The organism is Streptomyces sp. NPDC001868, from assembly GCF_040297125.1.
In the GTDB taxonomy this organism is placed as follows: Bacteria; Actinomycetota; Actinomycetes; order Streptomycetales; family Streptomycetaceae; genus Streptomyces.
In genome coordinates this window covers 283,999-309,833 of the sequence record NZ_JBEOYO010000003.1, presented here as the reverse complement: position 1 = coordinate 309,833, position 25,835 = coordinate 283,999, and the positions used below count along the sequence as shown (strand labels likewise).

At 70.8% G+C, this 25,835-nt stretch carries 27 protein-coding genes; 18 read left to right on the top strand and 9 right to left on the bottom strand.

What is annotated here, in order from left to right:
- The first annotated feature begins 55 nt into the window (after nt 1-55).
- From rpsM to truA, 5 genes are all read left to right on the top strand, one after another.
- A complete protein-coding gene (gene rpsM / locus ABT147_RS06100) occupies nt 56-436 on the top strand; it encodes a 30S ribosomal protein S13 (RefSeq protein ID WP_005481202.1) in 381 nt (126 codons plus the stop codon).
- A gap of 70 nt (nt 437-506) precedes the next feature.
- Entirely contained in the window at nt 507-911 is a 405-nt protein-coding gene (rpsK, locus tag ABT147_RS06095; protein ID WP_003956432.1) for a 30S ribosomal protein S11, read from the top strand.
- Between the two features lie 136 nt (nt 912-1,047).
- Nucleotides 1,048-2,070, top strand: coding sequence for a DNA-directed RNA polymerase subunit alpha (locus ABT147_RS06090; protein WP_003966937.1), 1,023 nt, complete (start codon nt 1,048-1,050; stop codon nt 2,068-2,070).
- Between the two features lie 196 nt (nt 2,071-2,266).
- Entirely contained in the window at nt 2,267-2,764 is a 498-nt protein-coding gene (gene rplQ / locus ABT147_RS06085) for a 50S ribosomal protein L17 (RefSeq protein ID WP_351402961.1), read from the top strand.
- Between the two features lie 148 nt (nt 2,765-2,912).
- Complete coding sequence (truA, locus tag ABT147_RS06080; protein ID WP_351402960.1) at nt 2,913-3,776, top strand: tRNA pseudouridine(38-40) synthase TruA; 864 nt, start codon at nt 2,913-2,915, stop codon at nt 3,774-3,776.
- A 27-nt stretch (nt 3,777-3,803) separates the two neighbouring features.
- Here truA and ABT147_RS06075 read toward each other — a convergent pair whose 3' ends face one another.
- A complete protein-coding gene (locus ABT147_RS06075; RefSeq protein ID WP_351402959.1) occupies nt 3,804-4,691 on the bottom strand; it encodes a hypothetical protein in 888 nt (295 codons plus the stop codon).
- 434 nt (nt 4,692-5,125) lie between these two features.
- Here ABT147_RS06075 and rplM point away from each other — a divergent pair, with 434 nt between their 5' ends.
- The 3 genes from rplM to glmM all read left to right on the top strand — a co-directional run bounded on the left by rplM (nt 5,126) and on the right by glmM (nt 7,769).
- Nucleotides 5,126-5,569, top strand: a complete 444-nt coding sequence (gene rplM / locus ABT147_RS06070) for a 50S ribosomal protein L13 (RefSeq protein WP_045559465.1) — start codon at nt 5,126-5,128, stop codon at nt 5,567-5,569.
- 44 nt (nt 5,570-5,613) lie between these two features.
- Nucleotides 5,614-6,141, top strand: a complete 528-nt coding sequence (rpsI, locus tag ABT147_RS06065) for a 30S ribosomal protein S9 (protein WP_351402957.1) — start codon at nt 5,614-5,616, stop codon at nt 6,139-6,141.
- A gap of 269 nt (nt 6,142-6,410) precedes the next feature.
- On the top strand, nt 6,411-7,769 hold the full coding sequence (gene glmM / locus ABT147_RS06060; protein WP_351402956.1) for a phosphoglucosamine mutase: 1,359 nt from the start codon (nt 6,411-6,413) through the stop codon (nt 7,767-7,769).
- A 107-nt stretch (nt 7,770-7,876) separates the two neighbouring features.
- On the opposite strand, the gene ABT147_RS06055 is transcribed toward glmM, so the two are convergent.
- Both ABT147_RS06055 and coaA read right to left on the bottom strand, forming a co-directional pair.
- Nucleotides 7,877-8,797 carry a DUF389 domain-containing protein gene (locus ABT147_RS06055; protein ID WP_351402955.1) on the bottom strand — a complete coding sequence of 307 codons (921 nt, stop codon included), beginning with the start codon at nt 8,795-8,797 and terminating at the stop codon, nt 7,877-7,879.
- Between the two features lie 31 nt (nt 8,798-8,828).
- On the bottom strand, nt 8,829-9,818 hold the full coding sequence (coaA, locus tag ABT147_RS06050) for a type I pantothenate kinase (protein ID WP_351402954.1): 990 nt from the start codon (nt 9,816-9,818) through the stop codon (nt 8,829-8,831).
- A 319-nt stretch (nt 9,819-10,137) separates the two neighbouring features.
- Here coaA and ABT147_RS06045 point away from each other — a divergent pair, with 319 nt between their 5' ends.
- Nucleotides 10,138-10,299 (top strand): hypothetical protein, encoded by a 162-nt coding sequence (locus ABT147_RS06045; RefSeq protein WP_351402952.1) that lies wholly within the window; start codon nt 10,138-10,140, stop codon nt 10,297-10,299.
- Nucleotides 10,300-10,349: 50 nt separating this feature from the next.
- Here the strand turns inward: ABT147_RS06045 and ABT147_RS06040 are convergent, their stop codons facing one another.
- The 3 genes from ABT147_RS06040 to glmS all read right to left on the bottom strand — a co-directional run bounded on the left by ABT147_RS06040 (nt 10,350) and on the right by glmS (nt 14,519).
- Nucleotides 10,350-11,798, bottom strand: a complete 1,449-nt coding sequence (locus tag ABT147_RS06040; RefSeq protein ID WP_351402951.1) for an NAD(P)H-hydrate dehydratase — start codon at nt 11,796-11,798, stop codon at nt 10,350-10,352.
- 405 nt (nt 11,799-12,203) lie between these two features.
- Complete coding sequence (locus tag ABT147_RS06035) at nt 12,204-12,575, bottom strand: holo-ACP synthase (protein WP_351402950.1); 372 nt, start codon at nt 12,573-12,575, stop codon at nt 12,204-12,206.
- Nucleotides 12,576-12,671: 96 nt separating this feature from the next.
- A complete protein-coding gene (gene glmS, locus ABT147_RS06030) occupies nt 12,672-14,519 on the bottom strand; it encodes a glutamine--fructose-6-phosphate transaminase (isomerizing) (protein WP_351402949.1) in 1,848 nt (615 codons plus the stop codon).
- Between the two features lie 299 nt (nt 14,520-14,818).
- Here glmS and alr point away from each other — a divergent pair, with 299 nt between their 5' ends.
- The 3 genes from alr (at nt 14,819) to tsaE (ending at nt 17,878) form a co-directional block, all read left to right on the top strand.
- The gene (gene alr / locus ABT147_RS06025; protein WP_351402948.1) at nt 14,819-15,997 is read left to right on the top strand and encodes an alanine racemase; all 1,179 of its coding nucleotides are present in this window, start codon (nt 14,819-14,821) and stop codon (nt 15,995-15,997) included.
- 143 nt (nt 15,998-16,140) lie between these two features.
- Nucleotides 16,141-17,388, top strand: coding sequence for an alpha/beta fold hydrolase (locus ABT147_RS06020; protein WP_351402947.1), 1,248 nt, complete (start codon nt 16,141-16,143; stop codon nt 17,386-17,388).
- The gene (gene tsaE / locus ABT147_RS06015) at nt 17,354-17,878 is read left to right on the top strand and encodes a tRNA (adenosine(37)-N6)-threonylcarbamoyltransferase complex ATPase subunit type 1 TsaE (RefSeq protein ID WP_351402946.1); all 525 of its coding nucleotides are present in this window, start codon (nt 17,354-17,356) and stop codon (nt 17,876-17,878) included. The genes ABT147_RS06020 and tsaE overlap by 35 nt, the downstream gene beginning before the upstream one ends.
- Before the next feature lie 543 nt (nt 17,879-18,421).
- On the opposite strand, the gene ABT147_RS06010 is transcribed toward tsaE, so the two are convergent.
- Nucleotides 18,422-18,982 carry a L,D-transpeptidase gene (locus tag ABT147_RS06010; protein WP_351402944.1) on the bottom strand — a complete coding sequence of 187 codons (561 nt, stop codon included), beginning with the start codon at nt 18,980-18,982 and terminating at the stop codon, nt 18,422-18,424.
- A gap of 124 nt (nt 18,983-19,106) precedes the next feature.
- Between ABT147_RS06010 and tsaB the strand changes: the two genes are divergently transcribed.
- Genes tsaB through ABT147_RS05990 form a run of 4 tightly spaced genes read left to right on the top strand, consistent with a single transcriptional unit; the run spans nt 19,107 to nt 21,631 of the window.
- Nucleotides 19,107-19,766, top strand: coding sequence for a tRNA (adenosine(37)-N6)-threonylcarbamoyltransferase complex dimerization subunit type 1 TsaB (tsaB, locus tag ABT147_RS06005; protein WP_351402943.1), 660 nt, complete (start codon nt 19,107-19,109; stop codon nt 19,764-19,766).
- Nucleotides 19,763-20,269 carry a ribosomal protein S18-alanine N-acetyltransferase gene (gene rimI, locus ABT147_RS06000; RefSeq protein ID WP_351402942.1) on the top strand — a complete coding sequence of 169 codons (507 nt, stop codon included), beginning with the start codon at nt 19,763-19,765 and terminating at the stop codon, nt 20,267-20,269. The genes tsaB and rimI overlap by 4 nt, the downstream gene beginning before the upstream one ends.
- A 4-nt stretch (nt 20,270-20,273) precedes the next feature.
- Nucleotides 20,274-21,383: a tRNA (adenosine(37)-N6)-threonylcarbamoyltransferase complex transferase subunit TsaD gene (gene tsaD / locus ABT147_RS05995; protein ID WP_351402941.1), complete on the top strand. Its 1,110-nt coding sequence runs from the start codon at nt 20,274-20,276 to the stop codon at nt 21,381-21,383.
- Complete coding sequence (locus tag ABT147_RS05990) at nt 21,380-21,631, top strand: hypothetical protein (protein ID WP_351402940.1); 252 nt, start codon at nt 21,380-21,382, stop codon at nt 21,629-21,631. Before tsaD ends, ABT147_RS05990 begins: the two co-directional genes overlap by 4 nt.
- On the opposite strand, the gene ABT147_RS05985 is transcribed toward ABT147_RS05990, so the two are convergent.
- Nucleotides 21,588-22,334: a PH domain-containing protein gene (locus ABT147_RS05985; RefSeq protein ID WP_351402939.1), complete on the bottom strand. Its 747-nt coding sequence runs from the start codon at nt 22,332-22,334 to the stop codon at nt 21,588-21,590. The genes ABT147_RS05990 and ABT147_RS05985 overlap by 44 nt on opposite strands.
- 117 nt (nt 22,335-22,451) lie before the next feature.
- Between ABT147_RS05985 and ABT147_RS05980 the strand changes: the two genes are divergently transcribed.
- On the top strand, nt 22,452-23,300 hold the full coding sequence (locus tag ABT147_RS05980) for a Scr1 family TA system antitoxin-like transcriptional regulator (protein WP_351402937.1): 849 nt from the start codon (nt 22,452-22,454) through the stop codon (nt 23,298-23,300).
- Nucleotides 23,297-23,488, top strand: a complete 192-nt coding sequence (locus tag ABT147_RS05975) for a DUF397 domain-containing protein (RefSeq protein WP_351402936.1) — start codon at nt 23,297-23,299, stop codon at nt 23,486-23,488. Before ABT147_RS05980 ends, ABT147_RS05975 begins: the two co-directional genes overlap by 4 nt.
- An 11-nt stretch (nt 23,489-23,499) precedes the next feature.
- On the opposite strand, the gene ABT147_RS05970 is transcribed toward ABT147_RS05975, so the two are convergent.
- Entirely contained in the window at nt 23,500-25,803 is a 2,304-nt protein-coding gene (locus ABT147_RS05970; RefSeq protein WP_351402935.1) for a beta-xylosidase/alpha-l-arabinosidase, read from the bottom strand.
- Nucleotides 25,804-25,835: the final 32 nt, after the last annotated feature.

Sequence of the window (25,835 nt, the reverse complement as noted above, 5' to 3'; positions counted from 1 at the left end):
GGCGGCCGGGAGCCGGTTCTGCGGAAGACCTCCGACAATCACCAGGAGCCATTGAATGGCACGCGTTTCCGGTGTTGACATCCCGCGCGACAAGCGCGTGGAGGTCGCCCTCACCTATGTGTTCGGCATCGGCCGGACCCTCTCCCAGGAGACGCTGGCAGCGACCGGCGTCAACCCTGACACCCGCGTCCGCGACCTCTCCGAGGAGCAGCTCGTCGCGATCCGCGAGTACGTGGACAACAACATCAAGACCGAGGGTGACCTCCGTCGTGAGGTCCAGGCCGACATCCGCCGCAAGGTGGAGATCGGCTGCTACCAGGGTCTCCGTCACCGTCGTGGTCTGCCCGTCCGCGGTCAGCGCACCAGCACGAACGCCCGCACCCGCAAGGGCCCGCGTCGCGCCATCGCCGGTAAGAAGAAGCCGGGCAAGAAGTAGTCCTCAGCGGACAACGCTTCATCAGCGGTCTTCGCTGTAGGACCGACCACCTCCCCGTAGGAGTTTGTAGATGCCCCCCAAGGGTCGTCAGGGCGCTGCCAAGAAGGTGCGCCGCAAGGAAAAGAAGAACGTCGCTCACGGTCACGCGCACATCAAGAGCACGTTCAACAACACGATCGTCTCGATCACGGACCCCTCGGGCAACGTGATCTCCTGGGCCTCCGCCGGCCACGTCGGCTTCAAGGGCTCCCGCAAGTCCACGCCGTTCGCCGCGCAGATGGCCGCCGAGTCGGCTGCCCGTCGTGCGCAGGAGCACGGCATGCGCAAGGTCGACGTGTTCGTCAAGGGCCCGGGCTCGGGTCGTGAGACGGCCATCCGTTCGCTTCAGGCGACCGGTCTCGAGGTCGGCTCCATCCAGGACGTCACGCCCACCCCGCACAACGGCTGCCGTCCGCCCAAGCGCCGCCGCGTCTGATCTTCCACAGATCGTCGACGCAGGCCGCTTGGTCTGAGGTTTTCGGGCGGTATGGCTCTTCGGGGCCATATCGCCCGTACCCTTGTTACACCTCAGGGCGTCAAATAGCGGGCGCCCCTGACAGAAGGATCACCACATGCTGATCGCTCAGCGTCCCTCGTTGACCGAAGAGGTCGTCGACGAGTTCCGCTCCCGGTTCGTGATCGAGCCGCTGGAGCCGGGCTTCGGTTACACCCTCGGCAACTCCCTGCGTCGTACGCTCCTGTCGTCGATCCCCGGTGCGGCTGTCACCAGCATCCGGATCGACGGTGTCCTGCACGAGTTCACCACCGTGCCGGGCGTCAAGGAGGACGTCACCGACCTGATCCTCAACATCAAGCAGTTGGTCGTCTCCTCGGAGCACGACGAGCCGGTCGTGATGTACCTGCGCAAGCAGGGTCCGGGTCTGGTCACCGCCGCCGACATCGCGCCCCCGGCCGGTGTCGAGGTCCACAACCCCGACCTGGTCCTGGCCACGCTGAACGGCAAGGGCAAGCTGGAGATGGAGCTGACGGTCGAGCGTGGCCGCGGTTATGTCTCCGCCGTGCAGAACAAGCAGGTGGGCCAGGAGATCGGCCGTATCCCGGTCGACTCGATCTACTCGCCGGTTCTCAAGGTCACGTACAAGGTCGAGGCGACCCGTGTCGAGCAGCGCACCGACTTCGACAAGCTGATCGTCGACGTCGAGACCAAGCAGGCCATGCGTCCGCGTGACGCGATGGCGTCGGCCGGTAAGACCCTGGTCGAGCTGTTCGGTCTCGCGCGTGAGCTGAACATCGACGCCGAGGGCATCGACATGGGCCCGTCCCCCACGGACGCCGCCCTCGCCGCCGATCTGGCGCTGCCGATCGAGGAGCTGGAGCTCACCGTTCGGTCGTACAACTGCCTCAAGCGTGAGGGCATCCACTCCGTGGGTGAGCTCGTCGCTCGCTCCGAGGCGGACCTGCTCGACATCCGTAACTTCGGTGCGAAGTCGATCGACGAGGTCAAGGCGAAGCTGGCCGGCATGGGCCTGGCCCTGAAGGACAGCCCGCCCGGATTCGACCCGACCGCTGCGGCCGACGCGTTTGGTGCCGACGACGACGCGGATGCGGGCTTCGTCGAGACCGAGCAGTACTAAGAGCTCGGGTTCGACTGCGGGTTCTTGGCTGCGGGCCGGTCTGTGGCTGGTCGCGCAGTTCCCCGCGCCCCTGACGGGGCGCGGACCCTCCGGGGCGCTTTGAAAAGGGCGCCCCGGATCTCCGACAGGCGACCGCCTGCTCGGATACTGACCCCGGTACCTGATACGGCCGGGGCAGACACCTAGGAGAGACACCATGCCGAAGCCCACCAAGGGTGCCCGTCTGGGCGGCAGTGCCGCGCACGAGAAGCTGCTGCTCGCGAACCTCGCGAAGAGCCTCTTCGAGCACGGTCGCATCACCACCACCGAGGCGAAGGCCCGCCGTCTGCGGCCGTACGCCGAGCGTCTGGTCACCAAGGCGAAGAAGGGCGACCTTCACAACCGCCGTCAGGTGCTCCAGGTCATCACGGACAAGAGCGTCGTGCACACGCTCTTCACCGAGATCGGCCCGCGGTACGAGAACCGTCCGGGTGGCTACACCCGTATCACCAAGATCGGTAACCGTCGTGGCGACAACGCGCCCATGGCTGTCATCGAGCTGGTCGAGGCGCTGACGGTCGCGCAGCAGGCCACGGGTGAGGCCGAGGCCGCCACCAAGCGTGCCGCCAAGGACGTGGAGGCGCCTGCCGCTGAGGCCAAGGTGGACACCACCAAGGCTGACGACGAGGCTGCCGAGGAGTCCAAGGACGCGTAAGCGTTCTGCGGGGGACGGTGCGTTGGCGGCCGCGGGTTCGTCGTGGCTGGTCGCGCAGTTCCCCGCGCCCCTTAAGACGGGCGTGTTTGAGCGGGCCTGCTCCCTGGAGGAGCGGGCCCGCTTTTTCTGTACCTGAGAGGATCCAGGGGTGAGTGACGAAGTGCAGGTCGGCCGTGTTCGTGTGCGGTTGGATCTGTCGTACGACGGGAGTGCGTTCTCCGGGTGGGCCAAGCAGGCCGGGGGGCGGCGGACGGTGCAGGGGGAGATCGAGGACGCTCTGCGGACCGTGACGCGGTCGAAGGAGACGTACGAGCTGACCGTGGCGGGGCGGACCGACGCGGGGGTGCACGCGCGGGGGCAGGTGGCGCATGTCGATCTGCCGCGGGAGCTCTGGGACGAGCACCACGGGAAGCTGCTCAAACGGCTCGCGGGGCGGCTCTCCAGGGACGTACGGGTCTGGGCCCTGCGAGAGGCGCCCGATGGCTTCAACGCCCGGTTCTCGGCCGTCTGGCGGCGTTACGCGTATCGCGTCACCGACAACCCCGGCGGTGTCGATCCGTTGCTGCGCAACCACGTGCTGTGGCACGACTGGCCGCTCGACGTGGAAGCCATGAACGAGGCGGCGCGGCGGTTGCTGGGGGAGCACGACTTCGCGGCCTACTGCAAGCGGCGGGAGGGGGCGACCACCATCCGTACGCTGCAGGAGCTGAGCCTGGTGCGGGGGGACGACGGGATCATCACCGCGACCGTGCGGGCCGACGCGTTCTGCCACAACATGGTGCGGTCGCTGATCGGGGCGCTGCTGTTCGTGGGGGACGGGCACCGGGGGGCCGAGTGGCCCGGGAAGGTGCTGGCCGCCGGGGTGCGGGACTCCGCCGTACATGTCGTACGGCCGCACGGGCTGACCCTGGAGGAGGTCGGGTACCCGGCGGACGAGCTGCTGGCCGCGCGGAACAGGGAGGCGCGGAACCGGCGGACGCTGCCGGGGGCACCCGGGGCCGGCTGCTGCTGACCCCGGGCGGGCAGAGGGGGGTGCGGGCTACTGTCCGTTGGCCGCGGCGGCGGCCTGGGTCTCGCCCCGTCGGCGGATCTGCTCGTACGTGGACCCGCTGAGGTCGTCACCGGCCGTGAAGACGGCGGTGTCCTTCTCCGTGACGTCCTTGCCGTCGGTGAAGCCGGACAGGGTGAAGTGGGCGTAGCGGCCGTAGGAGTTGGCGGTCGTACGGCACACCGTCGTCCGGCAGAAGACGGGGACGCCCTTGCCGGAGAGGGAGACGATGGTGCTCTGCTTGTCCCAGTCCTTCTTGACCTTGGTCGCCTTGGCCTCGGTGTCGAACAGGGCGACGCCGACCGTGACCGCGACCTTGTCCCGGAAGTAGGTCACGCGCATGAAGCGGGTGCAGCCGTTGCTGGTCAGCAGCTTGCCGAGGGCGCCCTGGACGGCCGAGGCGCAGTCCTTGGTCGAGGCCGTGGCGCCCTTGCGGTAGACCACGTTCTCGCGCTTGGTCAACTGGGAGCCCGGGAACAGGATGTCCGGGCTGATCGGCGCCTTGTCCTTGCCCGAGCTGGAGATGAACTCCTTCGGGTCCAGCGGCGGCGGGGCCGAGGTCGGCGCGAACGACGGGTCCGTCTTGGCGCTGGCGCTCGGGATGTCCGCGGTGACCGGCGGGTTGTTCGGGCCGTTCGCCGTGGTGCTGCCGCCATCGGCGTTGACGACTGCCACGGCGACGGCCACGCCTATCCCGACCGTCGCGAGGGCGCCGCCGACGATCATCAGAAGTCTGCGGCGTTTGATGCGTGATGCGGACTGGTCGGCGAGTGCTCCCCAGTCCGGGGTCTGGTTGTTGTTGGTGGAACCCCACTGATCGTCCCACGGGTTGCGAGACCCCCCGGGGCTCCACTGGGACCCCCCCTGCCCAAAGCTCATGGGCCGAAGTTTAGACGGGTGCGGGGGCGTGCTGGTTGGTCTCCGCGGGGACTTGAGCCCCTAGCGTGACCTGAGGGGTGGGCGCAAATACGGCCAACTGTGGGTGGTCGGGACGATCGAGATCGGGGGGCGGGGGGTCCGGCGGGCGGCTGCGGGTGGGTGGGGCTCGTCGCGCGGTTCCCCGCGTGAGCGACCACGAACCACCTGCGGTCGCGGACCCGTTTTGACCCGTCCGGGGCGGCGCGGGTAGCCTTGCAGTTTGTTATGCGTATGGGCTTGGTCGTTCTCACGCGAGAGGCCCCTGCGTAGGTTCCCTGGAGCAGTTACCAGTGGGCGGCATACGGGCAGCGTCCCCGGCACTGTCGTCCCCAGCTGCACGATCGCTTCAGTGATGCCATGTGTCAGACCCATCCACTGAAGAAGAAGGCTGCGAAGTGCGTACGTACAGCCCCAAGCCCGGCGATGTGACTCGCCAGTGGCATGTCATTGACGCTCAGGACATCGTCCTGGGCCGTCTGGCTACCACTGCCGCGAACCTCCTCCGTGGCAAGCACAAGCCGACCTATGCCCCGCACATGGACATGGGCGACTTCGTCATCATCATCAACGCCGACAAGGTTCACCTGTCCGGCAACAAGAAGACTCAGAAGCTGGCGTACCGCCACTCCGGCTACCCGGGTGGTCTGCGCTCCGTCCGTTACGACGAGCTGCTGGCGAAGAACCCCGAGAAGGCCGTCGAGAAGGCCATCAAGGGCATGATCCCCAAGAACACCCTGGGCCGTCAGATGCTCTCGAAGCTGAAGGTCTACTCGGGCGACCAGCACCCGCACGCTGCGCAGCAGCCGGTGCCGTTCGAGATCACCCAGGTCGCGCAGTAGTTCCGGCCACACCCCCTAAGACAGAAAAGAATCTGAGGAGAATCGTGGCCGAGACCACCGTTGAGCAGCCGGTCGAAGAGACCGAGACTGAGCTTGTCGACATCGACAGCTACACCACCGAGTCCGAGGTGCCCGTCGAGGGCGAGTACACCTCGGAGTCCCTCGCCGGCCGCTTCGGCGACCCGCAGCCGGCCGCCGGCCTGGGCCGTCGCAAGAACGCCATCGCCCGCGTCCGGATCGTCCCGGGCTCCGGCAAGTGGAAGATCAACGGGCGTACGCTCGAGGACTACTTCCCGAACAAGGTGCACCAGCAGGAGGTCAACGAGCCGTTCAAGGTTCTTGAGCTCGAAGGTCGCTACGACGTCATCGCCCGTATCTCCGGTGGCGGTGTCTCCGGTCAGGCCGGTGCGCTCCGTCTCGGTGTCGCCCGCGCGCTGAACGAGGCCGACGTCGACAACAACCGTGGCGCCCTCAAGAAGGCCGGCTTCCTCCGCCGCGACGACCGTGCGGTCGAGCGCAAGAAGGCCGGTCTGAAGAAGGCCCGCAAGGCTCCGCAGTACAGCAAGCGCTAAATCGCGCTCGCGCCGTATCGCGCGCTTCGCCCCGGTGGCACGTACCGTGCCGCCGGGGCGGTTTGCGTAGCAGGGTCAGTTGTTTATCGCAGGCTTATCCAGGGACTGTCGATACAACCCCGAAAGGGGGAGGACAGTCTCAGGGGATGTACTTGGTCCGGGGACAGCCGGGACACTCGGTGACACCCCGTGCGGGACCGCCCGGTAGGGGACCATCGGGACCATCAGGTGCGAGCCGCACATTCTCAGCAACATCGGAGGACACCACAGTGGGACGACTCTTCGGCACGGACGGCGTGCGCGGTGTCGCCAACGCGGATCTGACGGCCGAGCTCGCGCTCGGACTCTCCGTCGCGGCGGCACATGTACTCGCCGAGGCGGGCACGTTCGAGGGCCACAAGCCGGTGGCGGTGGTCGGACGGGATCCGCGGGCGTCCGGAGAGTTCCTGGAGGCGGCCGTCGTGGCCGGCCTCGCCAGCGCGGGCGTCGACGTGCTGCGCGTCGGTGTGCTGCCCACCCCCGCGGTGGCGTTCCTCACCGGCGAGCTGGGCGCCGACCTCGGCGTGATGCTCTCCGCCAGCCACAATGCCATGCCCGACAACGGCATCAAGTTCTTCGCCCGCGGCGGCCACAAGCTCGCCGACGACCTGGAGGACCGGATCGAGGGCGTGTACGAGGAGCACCGCACCGGCGCGCCCTGGGACCGGCCGACGGGCGCGGGGGTCGGGCGTATCCGGTCGTACGACGAGGGCTTCGAGCGGTACATCGCCCATCTCCTCGCCGTCCTGCCCAACCGGCTCGACGGCCTCAAGGTCGTCCTCGACGAGGCGCACGGCGCCGCCGCCGGGGTCTCGCCGGAGGTGTTCACCCGGGCCGGTGCCGAGATCGTCACCATCGGGGCCGAGCCGGACGGGCTCAACATCAACGACGGGTGCGGGTCGACGCACCTCGGGAAGCTGCGGGCCGCCGTCGTCGAGCACGGGGCGCACCTCGGTATCGCGCACGACGGGGACGCGGACCGGTGCCTCGCCGTGGACCACGAGGGCGACGAGATCGACGGGGACCAGATCCTCGCGGTGCTCGCGCTGGCCATGCGGGAGCGGGGGGAGCTTCGCTCGGAGACCGTGGTCGCGACCGTGATGTCCAACCTCGGCTTCAAGCTGGCGCTGGAGCGGGAGGGGCTGCGGCTGGTGCAGACCGCGGTGGGGGACCGGTATGTGCTGGAGGAGATGAAGGAGCACGGGTACGCCCTCGGGGGCGAGCAGTCCGGGCATGTGATCATCTCCGACCACGCGACGACGGGTGACGGCACGCTGACGGGGTTGCTGCTGGCGGCCCGGGTCGCGCAGAGCGGGCGTACGTTGCGGGATCTCGCCGGGGTGATGGAGCGGTTGCCTCAGGTGCTCATCAATGTGCCGGATGTGGATCGGTCGCGGGTGGGGACGTCTGTGGAGTTGGCTGCGGCGGTGGCTGAGGCCGAGGGGGAGTTGGGGTCTACGGGGCGGGTGTTGTTGCGGCCGTCCGGGACCGAGCCGTTGGTTCGGGTGATGGTGGAGGCGGCGGACATCGAGCAGGCGCGGTCGGTGGCCGGGCGGCTTGCTGATGCGGTGAAGTCCGCGCTCGGGTAGGTCTGGGGTGCGTTCCGGGTAGGGGCGTGGGGTTCTGTGTGGTGCGGGCCGCGGGATCGTCGTGGCTTGTCGCGCGGTTCCCAGCGCCCCTGCCTTCAGGGGCGCGGTCAACGGGTCTTCGCCCACAGCCACTTCTGGAGGAGCAGGGTGAGGGTGCCCGCCAGGATGATGCCCAGGAGGTTCAGGAGCAGTTGCTCCGTGGAGCCCACCGTCTGTTTCGTGTCGCCGTAGGCCAGGGCCACCGCCGCGTTCGCGGCGGCCGGGACCGTGGTGACGGAGATGGCCACGCCCACGAGGGCTCCTGACTTGGCCGAGGTCAGGGAGAGGGTGCCCGCGACGCCCGCGAGGACCGCCACGATGAAGGAGAAGGCGTCGGGGGCGTAGACGAAGGCGGTGTTGGGGCGGTCGGCCTCCAGCTTGGCCTCGGTGAAGTAGCCGAGCGCGTCCATGAAGAGGCTGAAGGCGACCGTCGCCGCCATGGCCGCCGCGAAGCCCACGAGGAGGGCGATCAGGGAGCGCAGGGCGAGGCGCGGGTGGCGTTGGACGATGGACGTGCTGATGCCGGCCAGGGGGCCGAACTCGGGGCCGACGGCCATCGCGCCGACGATCAGGACCGCGTTGTCGAGGACCACGCCGCAGGCCGCGATCATCGTGGCGAGGGTGATGAAGGCGACGTAGGTGACGGAGAGCGTCGACTCCTCGTGGGTCGCGTCCGTCAGATGCTCCCAGAGGACCGCGTCGGCGGCCTCGCCCGGCGCGTCCTTCTCGGCCTTGTCGGCGCGCTCGGAGAGCGACAGGTCGATGTTCTCGACGGCGATGGAGCCGGTTCGGTCGAGGTCCAACGCCCGGAGGGCGCCGATCAGTTCGTCGCCCGCCTCGCGTGCCACGTCGCACATGACGACGTCTCCGGCGGGGTTGCGGGCGGCACCCGGGAGGACGACGAGGTGGACGCACCCGACCGTGCCCTCGATCAGGCGCACCACTTCGTCGGTCCGGTCGGCCGGGGTGATCAGGCGCAGATGCAGCATGCCCGCAGGGTAGCCGGGCCCGGTGAAGGGGCTACAGCTTGCGCAGGCTGAGGCGGCGCACCTTGTGGTCGGGGCCCTTGCGGATGATGAGGGTGGCGCGGCCCCGGGTGGGGGCGATGTTCTCGACCAGGTTGGGCTTGTTGATGGTGCGCCAGAGGGTGCGGGCGTAGTCGACGGCCTCGTCCTCGGAGACCTGGGTGTACTTGCGGAAGTACGAGTCGGGCTTCTGGAAGGCGGTCTGACGGAGCTTCTTGAAGCGGTTGAGGTACCAGCGCTCGATGTCGTCGGCGCCGGCGTCGACGTACACGCTGAAGTCGAAGTAGTCGGCGAGACCGACGCGGGTGCGGCCGTCGCTGCCGGGGAGGGCGGGCTGCAGGACGTTGAGGCCCTCGACGATGAGGATGTCGGGGCGGCGGACCGTCAGCCGCTGGTCGGGGACGATGTCGTAGATGAGGTGGGAGTAGACCGGGGCCGTCACCTCGTCCTTGCCTGCCTTGATGTCGGCGACGAAACGGGTCAGGGCCCGGCGGTCGTACGACTCGGGGAAGCCCTTGCGGGAGACCAGGCCGCGTTCCTGGAGGTCCTTCATGGGGAGCAGGAAGCCGTCGGTGGTGACCAGTTCCACGCGCGGGTGCTCGGGCCAGCGGGCCAGGAGCGCCTGGAGGAGGCGGGCGACGGTCGACTTGCCGACGGCCACGGAGCCGGCGACACCTATGACGAACGGGGTGCCGGACTGGGAGCCCTGTTCGCCCAGGAAGGTGTTCAGGGCGCCGCGCAGGCCGTCGGTGGCGCCGACGTACAGGTTGAGGAGTCTGGACAGCGGGAGGTAGATGTCCCGTACCTCGTCGAGGTCGATGACATCGCCCAGACCGCGCAGCTTCTCGACCTCCTCGGCGTTCAGCGGGAGCGGCGTCTTTTCGCGCAGCGCGCTCCACTCGGCACGGGTGAGGTCGACGTAGGGAGTCGCCTCCGGCCTGGGCCGGTGGGCGCTCCGCGGCAACGAGGAGACCGGTGAGATCACAGTCCATTGTTAACGGAGTTTGAACGGGGTGGTGGGGCGGGGGCCGGTGGGCTCCGTCACGCCGGGGGCGTGCCGGGGGGAACGCCGGGGGGAACGCCGTGGGCAGAGTAGACGGTTCGTCCTTCACTGTGCGTGAACTGTGACGAAGGTATGGACCTCGGGTGAGGGGAGGACTAGCGTCCGGGCGGTCGGGAGGGAGCCGCCTCCCGGCGGACCAGGGGGAATTGGGGGACTTCTGATGGGTTTCACGATGCGTGCGCGCTTACGCGATGTCGTACGGGGTGGATCTACGCGCGGTGACGGGGAGCTGGCCGCGCGGGTGTGCAGCGAACTCTCGGCGGATCTGCCGGACGAGGATCTCGGTGAGCATCTCCACGATGCGATTGACATGTACCGGATGGGGAGTAAGCCCCGGTGCGAGGAGGTCGAGTATCTGGGGATGGTGCGGGAGGCGATCGACCGGATCGAGGAGGGGGATTGAGGAGGGGGTGAGTCTCGTGGGGCGGGAGGGGGACCTGTGCGGGGTGGGCGTCAGGTGGTGATGTCCCGCCAGGCCGACGGGATCGCCTCCGCCACGTCGTGGGCGCCCGCCGGGGCACCGTCGGCGGCGTAGCGGCCCGCCAGGCCGTGGACGTACGCCGCCACGCTCGCCGCGTCCAGGGGGGAGAGGCCGGCCGCCAGGAGTGAGCCCGCCAGGCCCGAGAGGACGTCGCCGCTGCCGGCCGTCGCCAGCCAGGGGGTGCCGGTGGCGTTGACACGGACCGGGGCGTCGGGGTCCGGGGTGGCGATCAGGGTGGTGGAGCCCTTGAGGAGGACCGTCGCGTCGTAGGCGCGGGCCAGGTCGCGTACGGCGGTGAGGCGGGCCGCTTCCACCTCCTCGCGGGAGATACCGAGGAGGGCCGCCGCCTCGCCCGCGTGCGGGGTCAGCAGGGTCGGGGCCGTGCGGGTGCGTACCGTCTCGCGGTCGGCGAGGCGGAGGCCGTCGGCGTCCAGGAGGACGGGGACGTCGGTGGCGAGGGCCTCGGCGACGGGGGCCGGGTCGTCGCCCGCTCCGGGGCCCGCGACCCAGGCCTGGACCCTTCCAGCCTTCTTCGGGCCCGTGTTCGAGACCAGGGTCTCCGGGAAGCGGGCCAGGACCGCGTCGGTGGCCGCGCCCACGTAGCGGACGGCGCCCGCTCCGCCGCGCAGGGCGCCCGCGACCGCGAGGACGGCCGCGCCCGGGTAGCGGGTGGAGCCCGCCGCGATCCCGACGACTCCCCGGCGGTACTTGTCGCTCTCGGGGGAGGGGTGGGGGAGGCGGGCGGCCACGTCGGCGTGCTGGAGGGCTTCCAGGGCCGGGGTGGGCGGGAGGGTGTCCGCCAGGCCGATGTCGATCAGGCGGACCGAGCCGGCGTACTCGCGGGCCGGGTCGACGAGGAGGCCCGGTTTGTGGGTGCCGAAGGTGACGGTGAGGTCGGCGCGGACGGCTGCGCCGTGCACCTCGCCGGTGTCCGGTTCGATGCCGCTCGGGAGGTCCACGGCGATGACCGTGGCGGGGGAGGTGGCGAGGAGGTCGGCGAGGTGGGCGGCTTCGGGGCGGAGGCCGCCGCTGCCGCCGATGCCGACGATGCCGTCCAGGACGAGGTCGGCGCGGTGGAGGAGGGCGGCGGTGGTGGGGGCGGTGGCTGTGGTGGTGGTGCCGCCTGCTCGGAGGAGGGCCTTCAGGGCCTCGGGGTGGGTGCGGTCGGGGGTGAGGAGGACCGCGGTCACGCCCGCGCCGCGCCTTGCCAGGCGGGCGCCGGCGTAGAGGGTGTCGCCGCCGTTGTCCCCGCTGCCGGTGAGGAGGACGACGCGGCTGCCGTAGACGCGGCGGGGGAGGGTGTCGGCGCAGGCCGCGGCGAGGCCTGCGGCGGCGCGTTGCATCAGGGCGCCGTCGGGGAGGCGGGCCATGAGGGTGCGTTCGGCTGAGCGGACGGTTTCAACGCGGTGGGCTGAGCGCATGGGGTGAGTCTGCCTTGTGGTGGGGGGTGTGTGCGGCGGGGTGGGGCGATTGGCTGTGGCTGGGCGGGGGTGTTGGGTGTCCGCTGCTGTGGCTGGGCGAGGGTGGGGTCCGCTGCTCGGCGGTCACGAGGCGCCGCCTGCGCCCACCCGTGCCGCCCCAGCGGCACGATTGCCCGCAGATGGGTTGAGGTTGGGGGTGGGGAGGGAAGCGGTGCGGGGCGGTGTGTGCCCGCAGTTAGGGATGGGGTTGGGGATGGGGGAGCGGTGGCACGCGTGCCACCGTTAGGGGCGCGGGGAACTGCGCGATCAGCCACGTACGGCCCGCGGTCGCCCTGTTACGCGTACCCCCGAGCTGTGACGCGCCCCGGTCCTCCTATGCGTACCCCCGAGCTACAAGGCGCCCCCTCACCCCTCCGCGATCACCACCGCCGAGGCCACCCCCGCGTCGTGGCTCAGGGAGATGTGCCAGGACTGGACGCCGAGTTCGGAGGCGCGGGAGGCGACCGTGCCGGTTACTCGGAGGCGGGGCTGGCCGGAGGCTTCGACGTAGACCTCGGCGTCGGTCCAGCGGAGGCCGCTGGGGGCGCCGAGGGCCTTCGCGAGGGCCTCCTTCGCGGCGAAGCGGGCCGCGAGGGAGGCGATGCCCCGGCGTTCCCCGCTGGGGAGCAGGAGTTCGCTGGGCAGGAAGAGGCGTTCGGCCATGCTGGGCGTGCGCTCCAGCGAGGCGCGGAAACGGTCGATCTCGGCGACGTCGATGCCGACTCCGATGATGGGCATGATCCGCACCCTAGCCTCGGCGGCCGCGGCCGCGGCCGCAGCCCGAGGCCGTCCCGCCCCGCTCTCCCGTCCTCACTCCTCTCCACACTTCTCCCCTCACTCCACCGTCACCGACTTCGCCAGGTTCCGCGGCTGGTCCACCTCGTTGCCCCGGGCCGTGGCCAGTTCGCAGGCGAAGACCTGGAGGGGGACCGTGGCGACCAAGGGTTGGAGGAGGGTGGGGGTGGCGGGGATGCGGATCAGGTGGTCGGCGTACGGGACGACCGCCTCGTCGCCCTCCTCCGCGATGACGATCGTGCGGGCACCCCGCGCGCGGATCTCCTGGATGTTGGAGACGATCTTGTCGTGGAGGAGGGAGCGGCCCGCCGGGGAGGGGACCACGACCACCACCGGGAGGTCCTCCTCGATCAGGGCGATCGGGCCGTGCTTCAGCTCGCCCGCCGCGAAGCCCTCCGCGTGCATGTAGGCCAGTTCCTTGAGCTTCAGGGCGCCTTCCAGGGCCACCGGATAGCCCACGTGGCGGCCCAGGAACAGCACCGTGTTCTTGTCGGCCAGGGTGCGCGCCAACTCCCGTACCGGCTCCATCGTTTCGAGGACCCGCTCCACCTCGCGGGAGATACGGGAGAGGTCGCGGATCACGGCGCGGATCTCGTCGCCCCACTTGGTGCCCCGTACCTGCCCGAGGTACAGCGCCACCAGGTAGCACGCCACCAGCTGTGTCAGGAACGCCTTCGTGGAGGCGACCGCCACCTCCGGGCCCGCGTGGGTGTAGAGGACCGCGTCGGACTCGCGGGGGATCGTCGAGCCGTTGGTGTTGCAGATGGCCAGGACGCGGGCGCCCTGTTCGCGGGCGTGGCGCAGGGCCATCAGCGTGTCCATGGTCTCGCCGGACTGGGAGATGGCGATGACCAGGGTGTGGGAGTCCAGGATCGGGTCCCGGTAGCGGAACTCGCTGGCCAGCTCCACCTCGCAGGGGATGCGGGTCCAGTGTTCGATGGCGTACTTGGCGATGAGGCCCGCGTGGAACGCCGTACCGCACGCGACGATGACCACCTTGTTCAGCTCGCGCAGCTCCGACGCGGAGATCCGGACCTCGTCCAGGGACAGTGAGCCCGCCGCGTCGATACGGCCGAGGAGCGTGTCCGCGACCGCCTTGGGCTGCTCGGCGATCTCCTTGAGCATGAAGTAGTCGTAGCCGCCCTTCTCCGCCGCCGACGCGTCCCAGTCGACGTGGTACGAGCGGACCTCGGCGGGGCGGCCGTCGAAGGTCGTCACCGTGACGCCGTCGCGGCGCAGTTCGACCACCTGGTCCTGGCCGAGCTCGATCGCCGAGCGGGTGTGCGCGATGAACGCGGCGACGTCGGAGGCGAGGAAGGCCTCGCCCTCTCCGACACCGACGACCAAGGGGGAGTTACGACGCGCGCCCACGACCACGTCCGGCGCGTCCGCGTGCACCGCGACCAGCGTGAACGCGCCCTCCAGCCGGCGGCACACCAGCCGCATCGCCTCCGCGAGGTCGTCGCACGAGGAGAACTCCTCGGCGAGCAGATGGGCGACGACCTCGGTGTCCGTCTCGGAGGTCAGGACGTGGCCCCGCTCGGCCAGTTCGGCGCGCAGCGCGGCGAAGTTCTCGATGATGCCGTTGTGGACGACGGCGACGCGGCCCGCGTTGTCGAGGTGCGGGTGGGCGTTGGCGTCCGTGGGGCCGCCGTGGGTGGCCCAGCGGGTGTGGCCGATACCGGTGGTGCCGGTCGGCAGCGGGCGGCCGACCAGCTCTTTCTCCAGGTTGACCAGCTTCCCGGCCTTTCGCGCGGCGGCCAGGCCGCCGTCGGCCAGGACCGCCACGCCCGCGGAGTCGTAGCCCCGGTACTCCAGGCGTTTCAGGCCGGCGAGGACCACGTCGAGGGCGGACTGCGAGCCGACGTATCCCACGATTCCGCACATATCAACCCCTGTGTCGTGCCGTTGTTTCGTGTCGTTGTTTCGTGCCGTTCGCGACCTGTCGTGCGCCGTGTGTGACTGTACGTGACATTGTGCTGTGGGGGTGGTGAATCGGGTTCGGGGCGGGAGGTTCTGTGCGTGGCGGGCTGCTGGTGCGTCGTGGCTTGTCGCGCAGTTCCCCGCGCCCCTTACGGGGCCCAGGCCCCCCGCCCCTTACGGAGCGTAGGGCCCCGCGCCCCTGTCCGAACCGGGCTGCGCCCGTTCGATCGAGCCGTCGTTCGCTCTGAGACACTGGGGCTGACATGAGTGAGACAGCACCTCTGCGGAGCGCGCCCCTGCGGGCCCGTGCCGAGATCGATCTGGATGCCCTGCGGGCCAATGTGCGGACGTTGCGTGCGTCGGCGTCGGGTGCCGAGCTGATGGCCGTGGTCAAGTCGGACGCGTACGGCCATGGCGCGGTGCGGTGTGCCCGGGCGGCCGTCGAGGCGGGGGCGACCTGGCTCGGGACGGCCACGCCCGAGGAGGCGCTGGCGCTGCGCGCGGCGGGGCTTTCGGGGCGGCTGATGTGCTGGCTGTGGGTGCCGGGCGGGCCCTGGCGCGAGGCCGTCGAGGCGGGCCTGGACGTCGGGATCAGCGGGCTGTGGGCGCTGCGCGAGGTCGCCGATGCCGCCCGCGAGGTGGGCGTACGCGCGCGTGTGCAGCTCAAGGCCGACACCGGGCTCGGGCGCAACGGCTGCCAGCCCGAGGACTGGCCGGAGCTCGTCGCCGAGGCGCTGCGCGCGCAGGCCGAGGGGCTGGTGACGGTCACCGGACTCTGGTCGCACTTCGCGTGCGCCGACGAGCCGGGGCACCCGTCCATCGAGGCCCAGCTCACCCGCTTCCGCGAGATGGTCGCGTACGCCGAGGGGCGGGGAGTCCGCCCGGAGGTGCGGCACATCGCCAACTCGCCGGCCACACTCACCCGCCCGGACGCGCACTTCGACCTCGTACGGACGGGCATCGCCCTCTACGGCGTCTCGCCCAGCCCGGAGCTGGGCAGCTCGGCCGATCTCGGGCTGCGCCCGGTGATGCGGCTCAGCGCCTCGCTCGCGCTGGTCAAGCACGTCCCCGGGGGCCACGGCGTCAGCTACGGGCACCACTACGTCACGCCCGGCGACACGACCCTCGGCCTCGTCCCCGTCGGCTACGCGGACGGCATCCCCCGGCACGCCTCCGGCACCGGGCCCGTCCTCGTCGGCGGCAAGTGGCGGACGGTCGCGGGCCGGGTCGCCATGGACCAGTTCGTCGTCGACCTCGGCGGGGACGAACCCGCCGCCGGGGACGAGGTCGTGCTGTTCGGAGCCGGTGACGGCGGCGAGCCGACCGCCGAGGACTGGGCGCAGGCGGCCGGGACCATCGCGTACGAGATCGTGACGCGCATCGGAACCCGCGTGCCGCGCGTCTATGTCGACACGGACGACGCGGACGACACGGGTGAGTGAGCGGGCACATCCGACCGGGGCCCGTGAGGATGTGATCCCGGGCACCTGAACACGAGTAAGTGAAAGACGAACGAGACGGGTAACTCCGTACGGGTGTGCGGAGCGAGAGCGAGACCGGACATGTCGGTGAAGAGGAGCGGGACGTGAGCGAGAGCAGCGCGGAGGCCGTGGAGGCCGTCGCGAGCGCGGCCGCCGCCTCGGCCGCGTCCGGCGACGGGATCTGGCGCAGAGCCGGGGTCGCCGGGGCGGCGATAGGCGTGGTCGCGGCGGGCGCGGCGGCCGGTGTCGCCATAGAGCGGCTCACCGTCGGGCGCGGCATGCGCAGGAAGGCCCGCCTCGCGCTCGACTCCACCGGCCCGTACGGCGCGCTGCGCGGCAGCCCCGGCAAGGCGTACGCCGACGACGGCACCGAGCTGTACTACGAGGTCGACGACGTCGAGCCCGAGGCCGGCCTCTCGCCGCGCAGGCGCCGGCTCTTCGGCCGCAAGGCACCCGCCCCCGTCACCGTCGTCTTCAGCCACGGCTACTGCCTCAACCAGGACTCCTGGCACTTCCAGCGGGCCGCGCTGCGCGGTGTCGTGAGGACCGTGCACTGGGACCAGCGCAGCCACGGCCGCTCCGCGCGCGGGGTGTCCCAGGTGCAGGACGAGCGGCCGGTCACCATCGACCAGCTCGGGCGCGACCTCAAGGCCGTCATCGACGCGGCGGTGCCCGAGGGGCCCATCGTGCTCGTCGGGCACTCCATGGGCGGGATGACCGTCATGGCGCTGGCCGCGCACTACCCGGAGCTGATCCGCGAGCGGGTCGTCGGCGTCGCCCTGGTCGGTACGTCGTCGGGGCGGCTCGGCGAGGTCAACTTCGGGCTGCCGGTCGCGGGCGTCAACGCCGTACGGCGGGTGCTGCCCGGGGTGCTGAAGGCGCTGGGGCAGCAGGCCGCGCTGGTGGAGCGGGGGCGGCGGGCGACCGCCGATCTGTTCGCCGGGATCATCAAGCGGTACTCGTTCGCGTCGCGGGACGTCGACCCGGCGGTCGCGCGGTTCGCCGAACGGATGATCGAGGGCACGCCGATCGACGTCGTCGCCGAGTTCTATCCGGCGTTCACCGAGCACGACAAGACCGAGGCGCTCGCGGGCTTCACCGAGCTGCCGGTGCTCGTGCTGGCCGGGGTCAAGGACCTCGTCACGCCGAGCGAGCACAGCGAGGCCATCGCCGATCTGCTGCCGGACGCGGAGCTGGTGCTCGTGCCCGACGCGGGGCATCTGGTGATGCTGGAGCACCCCGAAGTGGTGACGGACCGGCTCGCCGACCTGCTCACCCGTGCGGGGGCCGTCCCGGCGGGGGCTACCGTAAGTGGTTATGGAAGCGCCAGCAGCACCGCGCGTCCCGGGTGAGTCCGGGGCGGTCGAGCGGATCACCGTGAACTCTCCCGACCGGATGCTGGAGCTGGGCCGTCGCCTGGCCAAGCTGTTGCGGGCGGGTGATCTCGTCATGCTCAACGGGGAGTTGGGCGCCGGGAAGACGACCCTGACCCGGGGGCTCGGGGAGGGGCTGGGGGTGCGGGGTGCGGTCACCTCGCCGACCTTCGTCATCGCCCGGGTGCATCCGTCGCTGGTCCAGGGGCCGCCGCTCGTCCATGTCGACGCGTATCGCCTGGGCGGCGGGCTGGACGAGATGGAGGACCTCGATCTCGATGTCTCGCTGCCGGAATCGGTGATCGTGGTGGAGTGGGGCGAGGGGAAGGTCGAGGAGCTCACGGACGACCGGTTGCAGGTCGTCATCCACCGGGCGGTCGGGGACACGACCGACGAGGTGCGCCAGGTGACTGTCACCGGGGTGGGGGAACGGTGGGGGGCCGTGGAGCTCGGGGTGCTGTCCGCGTAGCGCCCCGCTGTCGTTGCGGGGTGCCTTGCCGAGCCGTCTTGCCGAGCCGTTTTCCGGGCTGTCTTTCCGGCAGGGTGTCGGCAAGATGTTGCGTTGGGTGTCCTTGGCGTGGTCACATGGGAAACAGTCCTTGGTTAGGTCTACCTAACTTGGTTCGCCGGTGGCACCAGGAGGCGTCCATGTCGACAGCGGAACGTAAGCCGTCCGGGGCGGGCGGGGTGTCGATGCGGGACCTCTTGGCTTCGTGTGCGGCGGCGAAGGTGATTTCCACGCCGCCGCCTGCACCTCCGGTGAAGGTGGAAGTGCGGCGTCCCAAGGCCGCGTAGCGCTCCGGGAGGGGTGTTCGCGGTTGTGTCGCGGCTGCGGGTTCGGTGGGGCTTCTCGCGCAGTTCCCCGCGCCCCTGAAAGACACGGCCCCTGCGGGCCGTGAAAAAAGCCGGGGCCGCGCCCCAAACTTTTCAGGCCCGCAGGGGCCTGAATCTTTAGGGGCGCGGGGAACTGCGCGACCAGCCCCCACCGGAGCCGCACCCGACAACGAACCCCCTACTCGACCACGACCACCTTCGTGCCGATGCCCGCGAACTGCCACATCGCCTTGCCGTCCTTGCGGGACTCGCGGATGCCGCCCGTCTTGGTGGCGGGGTCCGGTTCGGGGGTGGAGCCGTCGACCGCCGCGCTGAAGCCGATGGAGACGCCGTCGACCGTGGCGAAGCGGACGACGTTCTCGATGGGGGTGCCGTCGGAGCCGGTGACGGCGGCGGAGCGGGACGTGACCGTATAGGTGGCGGGGGTGGGGTCGACCGTGCTGGGGGTGACCTCGAACGTGCGGGTGACCTTCTCGTTGGCGCCGACCAGCCAGACGCGGTCGTCGTCGAGAGAGTAGACGACGCGTTCGCCGGCGCCCGAGTCGTCGGGGAGGACCTCGTCGGTGTCCTTCTCCCGCTCGGCGGGGGCCTTGGACTTCGGGAGTGCCGAGGACTTGGAGGGGGACGGTTTCCCCAGGTCGTCGGGGACGGTCGCCGACGCCTGATAGGTGAGGAAACCTACTGCGGCGATGGCCGCCGCGGTGAGCCCGGCCACGACTACCGAGCTGCTACTCGCCACCTTCTGAGCCCACCTCTCGTACCCACGTACGCCTTTGAAGTACGTCTGTGCTGTGACGGTAGCAGCAGACGCGGTGTGCACCGGGTCGGCCGTGGCCCGGCCCGAAGCGCCGTAGGCTGTTTGCGTGCTCTTGCTCGCTCTGGATACCGCCACCCCCGCCGTCACCGTCGCGCTGCACGACGGGACGGACGTCGTCGCCGCGTCGAGCCAGGTGGACGCGCGTCGCCACGGGGAACTGCTGCTGCCCGCCGTCGACCGGGTCCTCGCCGAGGCGGGCACCCGCCTCGACGCCGTCACCGGCATCGTCGTGGGCATCGGTCCCGGCCCGTACACCGGGCTGCGCGTCGGCCTCATGACCGCCGACACCTTCGGCCTCGCCCTCGGGGTCCCCGTCCACGGCCTGTGCACCCTCGACGGGCTCGCGTACGCGGCCGAGGGGGCGGTCCAGGGGCCGTTCGTCGTGGCCACCGACGCCCGGCGCAAAGAGGTGTACTGGGCGAGATACGACGGGCCTCGCAGGCGGGTCACCGAGCCGGCCGTCGACCGGCCCGCCGACATCGCCGACATGGTGGCCGGACTGCCCGCGGTGGGAGCCGGGGCGGTCCTCTACCCCGACGCCTTCCCGGACGCCCGCGGGCCCGAGCACGTCTCCGCGGCCGCCCTCGCCGCGCTGGCCGCCGAACGGCTCGCGGCGGGCGAGGAGCTGGAGGCGCCCCGGCCGCTGTATCTGCGCCGGCCCGACGCCCAGGTGCCCAAGAACTACAAGGTGGTCACCCCCAAGTGACGACCCCGGTGCTGCGCGAGATGCGCTGGTGGGACATCGAGCCCGTCCTGGAGCTGGAGAAGGACCTCTTCCCCGAGGACGCCTGGTCCCGGGGCATGTTCTGGTCGGACCTCGCCCACGCGCGGGGGCCGAACGCCACCCGTCGGTACGTCGTGGCGGTGTCCCCCGAGGAGGACGGGCGGATCGTCGGCTACGGGGGCCTGGCCTCCGCCGGGGACACCGCCGACGTCCAGACCATCGCCGTCGCCCGTGAACACTGGGGCACCGGCCTCGGCGCGCTGATCCTCACCGAGCTGCTGCGGGCCGCCACCGCGTTCGAGTGCGCCCAGGTGATGCTCGAATGCCGGGTCGACAACGTCCGCGCCCAGAAGCTCTACGAACGCTTCGGCTTCGAGGCGATCGGCTTCCGCCGCGGCTACTACCAGCCGGGGAACGTGGACGCCCTCGTCATGCGCCTCAACGACCCTTCCACTTCCGTACAAGGAACCGAGATCAATGGCTAGGCCCATGGCAGACGAACCCCTGGTCCTGGGGATCGAGACCTCCTGCGACGAGACCGGCGTCGGCATCGTGCGGGGGACCACCCTGCTGGCCGACGCGATCGCGTCCAGCGTCGACGAGCACGCCCGCTTCGGCGGAGTGGTGCCCGAGGTGGCGTCCCGCGCGCATCTGGAGGCGATGGTCCCGACGATCGACCGCGCGCTGAAGGAGGCGGGGGTCAGCGCGAAGGACCTCGACGGCATCGCCGTCACCGCCGGTCCGGGCCTCGCGGGCGCGCTGCTGGTGGGTGTCTCGGCGGCCAAGGCGTACGCGTACGCGCTCGGCAAGCCGCTCTACGGCGTCAACCACCTCGCCTCCCACATCTGCGTCGACCAGCTGGAGCACGGGGCGCTGCCCGAGCCGACGATGGCGCTGCTGGTGAGCGGCGGCCACTCGTCCCTGCTCCTGTCGACGGACATCACGTCCGACGTACGGCCCATGGGCGCGACGATCGACGACGCGGCGGGTGAGGCCTTCGACAAGATCGCGCGCGTGCTCAACCTCGGGTTCCCGGGCGGGCCGGTCATCGACCGGTACGCGAAGGAGGGCGACCCGAACGCGATCACCTTCCCGCGCGGCCTCACCGGGCCCCGCGACCCCGCCTACGACTTCTCCTTCTCCGGCCTGAAGACCGCCGTGGCCCGCTGGATCGAGGCCAAGCGGGCGGCGGGGGAGGACGTTCCGGTACGGGACGTGGCGGCTTCCTTCCAGGAGGCCGTGGTGGACGTGCTGACGAGGAAAGCCGTACGGGCCTGTCGTGACCAGGGCGTCGACCACCTGATGATCGGTGGCGGGGTCGCCGCCAACTCCCGGCTGCGGGTGCTGGCCCAGGAGCGGTGCGAGGCGGCGGGGATCCGGCTCCGGGTGCCCCGGCCCAAGTTGTGCACGGACAACGGGGCGATGGTGGCCGCGCTGGGCGCCGAGATGGTGGCACGGGGGCGGGCCGCGTCCGACTGGGATCTGTCGGCCGACTCGTCGCTGCCGGTGACGGATCCGCATGTGCCGGGGAGCGGCGCCGGGCATGGGCACGACCACGATCACGTGCACGAGGTCAGCAAGGAGAACCTGTACTCGTGACGGTCGCGCTGATGTGGGAGGCGCGGGCGGTCGACGGGGGCGGGGACGCACTCCTCGCCTGGGCACGGGCCCAGGAACTTCCCGTACGGCCGCTGCGCCGCGAGACGTTGCGGGCGCCGGGGGACCGGGTGCTGGTCATCACTTGGTGGGACGCGGCGTACGACGCCGAGCTGCCCGAACTGCCGGAGCCGGACGGGGAGTTGGTCAGTCGGGCGGTGCACCGGTGGCGGTTCGAGTCGGTGGGGTAGCGGTCGTCAGGCCGCGTCGGTGCTGACGTTCGCCGATCCGGTCCAGGGCGAGGAAGAGGACGGGCAGGCAGACCAGCGGGACGCCCAAGACCAGTACGTACGTATGCGTCGGCCGGTCCGTGAACAGCAGCCAGAAGTCGACGACGAGCATCGCGGCCATGACCGCCACGCCCGCGATCGCCGTCCGCTGCGACGCCTTGCGCCGTCGCGTCCTGCGCGCGATGCGCTCCTCCACGTCCGGTCGCGTGTCCAGTGAGGTCAGCCCGAGTCGCACGGCGGCGGCGCACAGGTCCGCGATCTCGGCGATCGGGTCGGTGAGTTGGTACTCGTCGACGTGCGGGAGGCGGGCCCGGCTTCCGTCGGTGGCGTAGAGATATCCCGACCAGCGCGGGGTGCCCCACTTGATGTCCTCGACCCGGATGCCGTAGATCTCCGACCAGGCCCAGGTACGGGTGCGTATCGCTCCGCGTACGGTGACCCCTTCGGCCGTGACGGACGTCCGCGCCCGGAACTGCTCCAGCACCACTCGGCCGGCGATGGCCAGCCACGCCGCCACGGCCAGCGCGTCCCCGGCCGACGGGCCGAGCGTGGCCATCGCGTTCACCGCCATGGCGATGATCAGCGTTGCCGCGGCCAGCATGACGAGGAAGGCGGGTGCGATTCCTCGCCGTCTTCGGTACTGGCGCTCTATTCCCTTGCTCATCGGGCCGTTATAGCCCGCCTTCGTGAGCGTTGGGTAAGGGGGCCGCTGCGCGTACTGAGGGGGGAGTACGCGGCTGTTCGGTGGACAGTACGGTGATCGGGCGGTCACTCTGGGTTGATGGTGCACGGTGTGGAGTGGGCGGTGCAGGGGCCCGGTGGTGAGCCCGAGTCGTCGGACAGCATGAAGGCGTTCGGGGCGGTGGTGCAGGCGCTGCGGGAGCATGTGGGGGTGAGCCGGGAGGAGTTCGGGGCGCGGGTTCATTTGTCCAAGCACTCCGTGGCTTCCATCGAGTTGGGGCGACGGCTCGCGGATCAGCGGTTCGTCGAGCTGGCGGAGGAGGCTACGGGGAACACGGGGGCGGTGCGGGGCGCGTTTCGGCATATGGCTCGGCAGCCGGGGTTGGCGGCTTGGTTCAGGATGTGGGCGCGCTTGGAGAGGGAAGCGGCCGTTCTGGATACGTACGAGTGCAGGCTGGTGCCGGGACTGTTGCAGCCGGAGTCGTACGTCCGGGCCGTCTTCGAGAACGCGGTTCCACCGGTCACCGACGGCGAGTTGGACATGCAGGTGGCGGTCCGAATGGAGCGACAGCAGCTGTTGCGGGAGCGTCCCAACACGTCGTTCAGCTTCATCATCGAGGAGAGCGTGCTTCTCCGGGAGCTGGGCGGCCCGGAGGTGACACGCTGCCTGTTGGACTACCTGCTGGAGTGCGCGGAGTTGCGCAACGCGAGCCTTCAGGTCATGCCACTGAAGCGCGCGCAGCATGCCAGCTTGTCGGGGCCGCTCCAGCTTGTGGAGACACCGGACGGGCGGCGGCTTGCCTACGCTGAAGGGCACATGAACGGTTGGCTGATCGCTGACCCGAAAGACGTGGCCCTGCTCAACCAGCGTTATGCGAAACTGCGATCGCAGGCTCTTACCCCGGAGGACTCCGTGAGCTTGCTGGAGCGACTGCGAGGAGCCTTATGAGTACCGCCCAACTCGCTTGGTTCAAGTCCAGCCACAGCACGGATCAAGGTGACAGCTGCGTCGAAGTCGCCACCACCCCCGCCACCATCCACATCCGCGACTCCAAAGACACCACGCGCCCCCACTTCGACCTCGGCCCCTCCGCTTGGGCCGCGTTCGTCTCGTTCGCGGCGGCCCAGGCGGACTGACCCTCAGGCCGTCAGACCTCCACGGCCCGGACCTCCGTCCCGCAATGCAACCGGCGGTCCGGGCCCACCTCGCGTACCGGCCCCGTCAGCGTCAGCCGAACCCGGTGGCGTACGTCGACACTCGACGCGCCCAACCGCAGTTCCAGGGCGCCCGGTTCGACCACGCGCCGTCCCGAGCGGTCCGTGAAGGACGAGACGTCGGGGTGGAAGCGGAACGTGACGCGGGAGGCTTCCCCCGGCCCCAACTCCAGCCGCTGGTAGGCGATCAGGCGTACGTCGGGGCGGGTCACCGAGGCCACCGGGTCGTGCAGGTACAGCTGGACGACCTCCGCCCCCGCCCGCTCCCCCGTGTTGCGGACGGTCACCGACACATCCCCGCCTCCGTCACCTTCGTCACCCTCGTTCGCGAAGTCCGTCCACTCGAACGTCGTGTACGAGCGGCCGTACCCGAAGGGATACAGCGGGGTCGGGTCGAGGTTGCTCGCGCCGCCTGCCAGGCCCAGCGGGGGCTGGAGGTACGTCCACGGCTGGCCCCCGGGCCGGTGCGGGACGCTCACCGGGAGGCGGCCCGAGGGGGAGACGCGGCCCGACAGCACTCCCGCCACCGCCGGGCCGCCCTCCTCCCCGGGAAAGAACGCCTGGACCACGCCCGCCAGTTGCCCGTGCCAGCGGCCCAGCGCGTACGGGCGCCCGGTGAGCAGGAGCGCCACCACCGGCGTACCCGTGGCGACCAGCGCGTCCAGCAGCTTCGCCTGGACCCCCGGCAACCGGAGGTCCTCCGCGTCGCAGCCCTCGCCGGACGTACCCCTGCCGAAGAGGCCCGCGCGGTCGCCCAGGACCGCCACACAGACGTCGGCCTCGGACGCCCGTGCGACCGCCTCGGGGAAGCCGCCGGTGTCCTCGCCGTCCACGTCGCTGCCGGCCGCGTGGGTGATCTTCGCGTCGGGGAGTTCGGTGCGGAGGGACTGGAGGACGGTCGGGATGTCGAGGCCCAGGGGGGTGCCGGGGTGGGCCGGGAGGACGTGGGAGGGGAAGGAGTAGCAGCCGAGCATGGCGAGGGGGTCGTCGGCGCGGGGGCCCACGACGGCGATACGGATGTCGGGGGCGAGCGGGAGCACGTCGTCCGGGTTGTCCAGCAGGACCACCGACTCCTCGGCGAGGCGGCGGGCCAGGGCGCGGTTCGCCCGGGGGTCGAGGTCGACCTCGCCGGCCTCGGTCTCCGGGGCCCAGTCCTCGTCCAGCATGCCCAGCTCGCACTTCTGGAGCAGGACCCGGCGGGCGGCCCGGTCCACCAGGGACTCGGGGATCTCGCCCGCGCGGACGGCCGCCACCAGGGGCTCGCCGTAGCAGCGCAGGGCGGGGAGTTCCACGTCCACACCCGCCGCCAGCGCCGCGTGCGCCGCCTCCGCGCGGCTGCCCGCCACGCGGTGGTTCGTCTCCAGGAAGCCGACGCCGAAGTAGTCGGAGACGACCGTGCCGGTGAAGCCCCAGTCGTCGCGGAGGAGTTCGGTGAGGAGGCGGGGGTCCGCCGAGACCGGGACGCCGTCCGTCTCCGTGTACGCCGCCATGACCGAGCGGGCGCCGCCCTCGCGCAACGCCATCTCGAACGGGGGGAGTGTCACGTCCGCGAACTCCCGTACACCCGCGCGTACGGGCGCGTGGTTGCGGGCGCCCACGGACGCGGCGTACCCGGCGAAGTGCTTGAGCGTGGCGACGATCCCGGCCGACTCCAGGCCACGGACGTAGGCCGCGCCGACCGTGCCCACCAGATACGGGTCCTCGCCGATCGTCTCCTCGACCCGTCCCCAGCGCGGGTCGCGGACCACGTCCAGGACGGGGGACAGGCCCTGGTGGATGCCGACCGAGCGCATGTCCCGGCCGATGTGCCGGGCCATCTCCTCCACGAGCGCGGGGTCGAAGGTCGCGCCCCAGGCCAGGGGGACGGGGTACGCGGTCGCGCGCCAGGCGGTGAAACCGGCCAGGCACTCCTCGTGGGCGACGGCCGGGATGCCGAAACGGTTCGCGGCCATGATGCGGCGCTGGGCGCGGGCCAGTGCCACCGCGCCCAGCGCCGGGTCCACGGGGGCCGTGCCGAAGGCGCGGGTGAGCTGGCCGAGGCCCCGGGTGATCAGCTCGTCGAAGTCGAACGCCTCCGTCATCTCCTCCTCGTCCGGGGCGATGTCCTCGCCGTTCGAGTCGGCCTTCACCCACACGCCGTACAGCTGGGCGGCCTTCTCCTCCAGGGTCATCCGGGAGAGCAGGTCGTCGACCCGGTCGGCGGCGGGCAGGGCGCGGTCACGCCAAGGGGTGGTCATGAAACTCCTGTCAGGGGTCGGTGAGTTTCAGA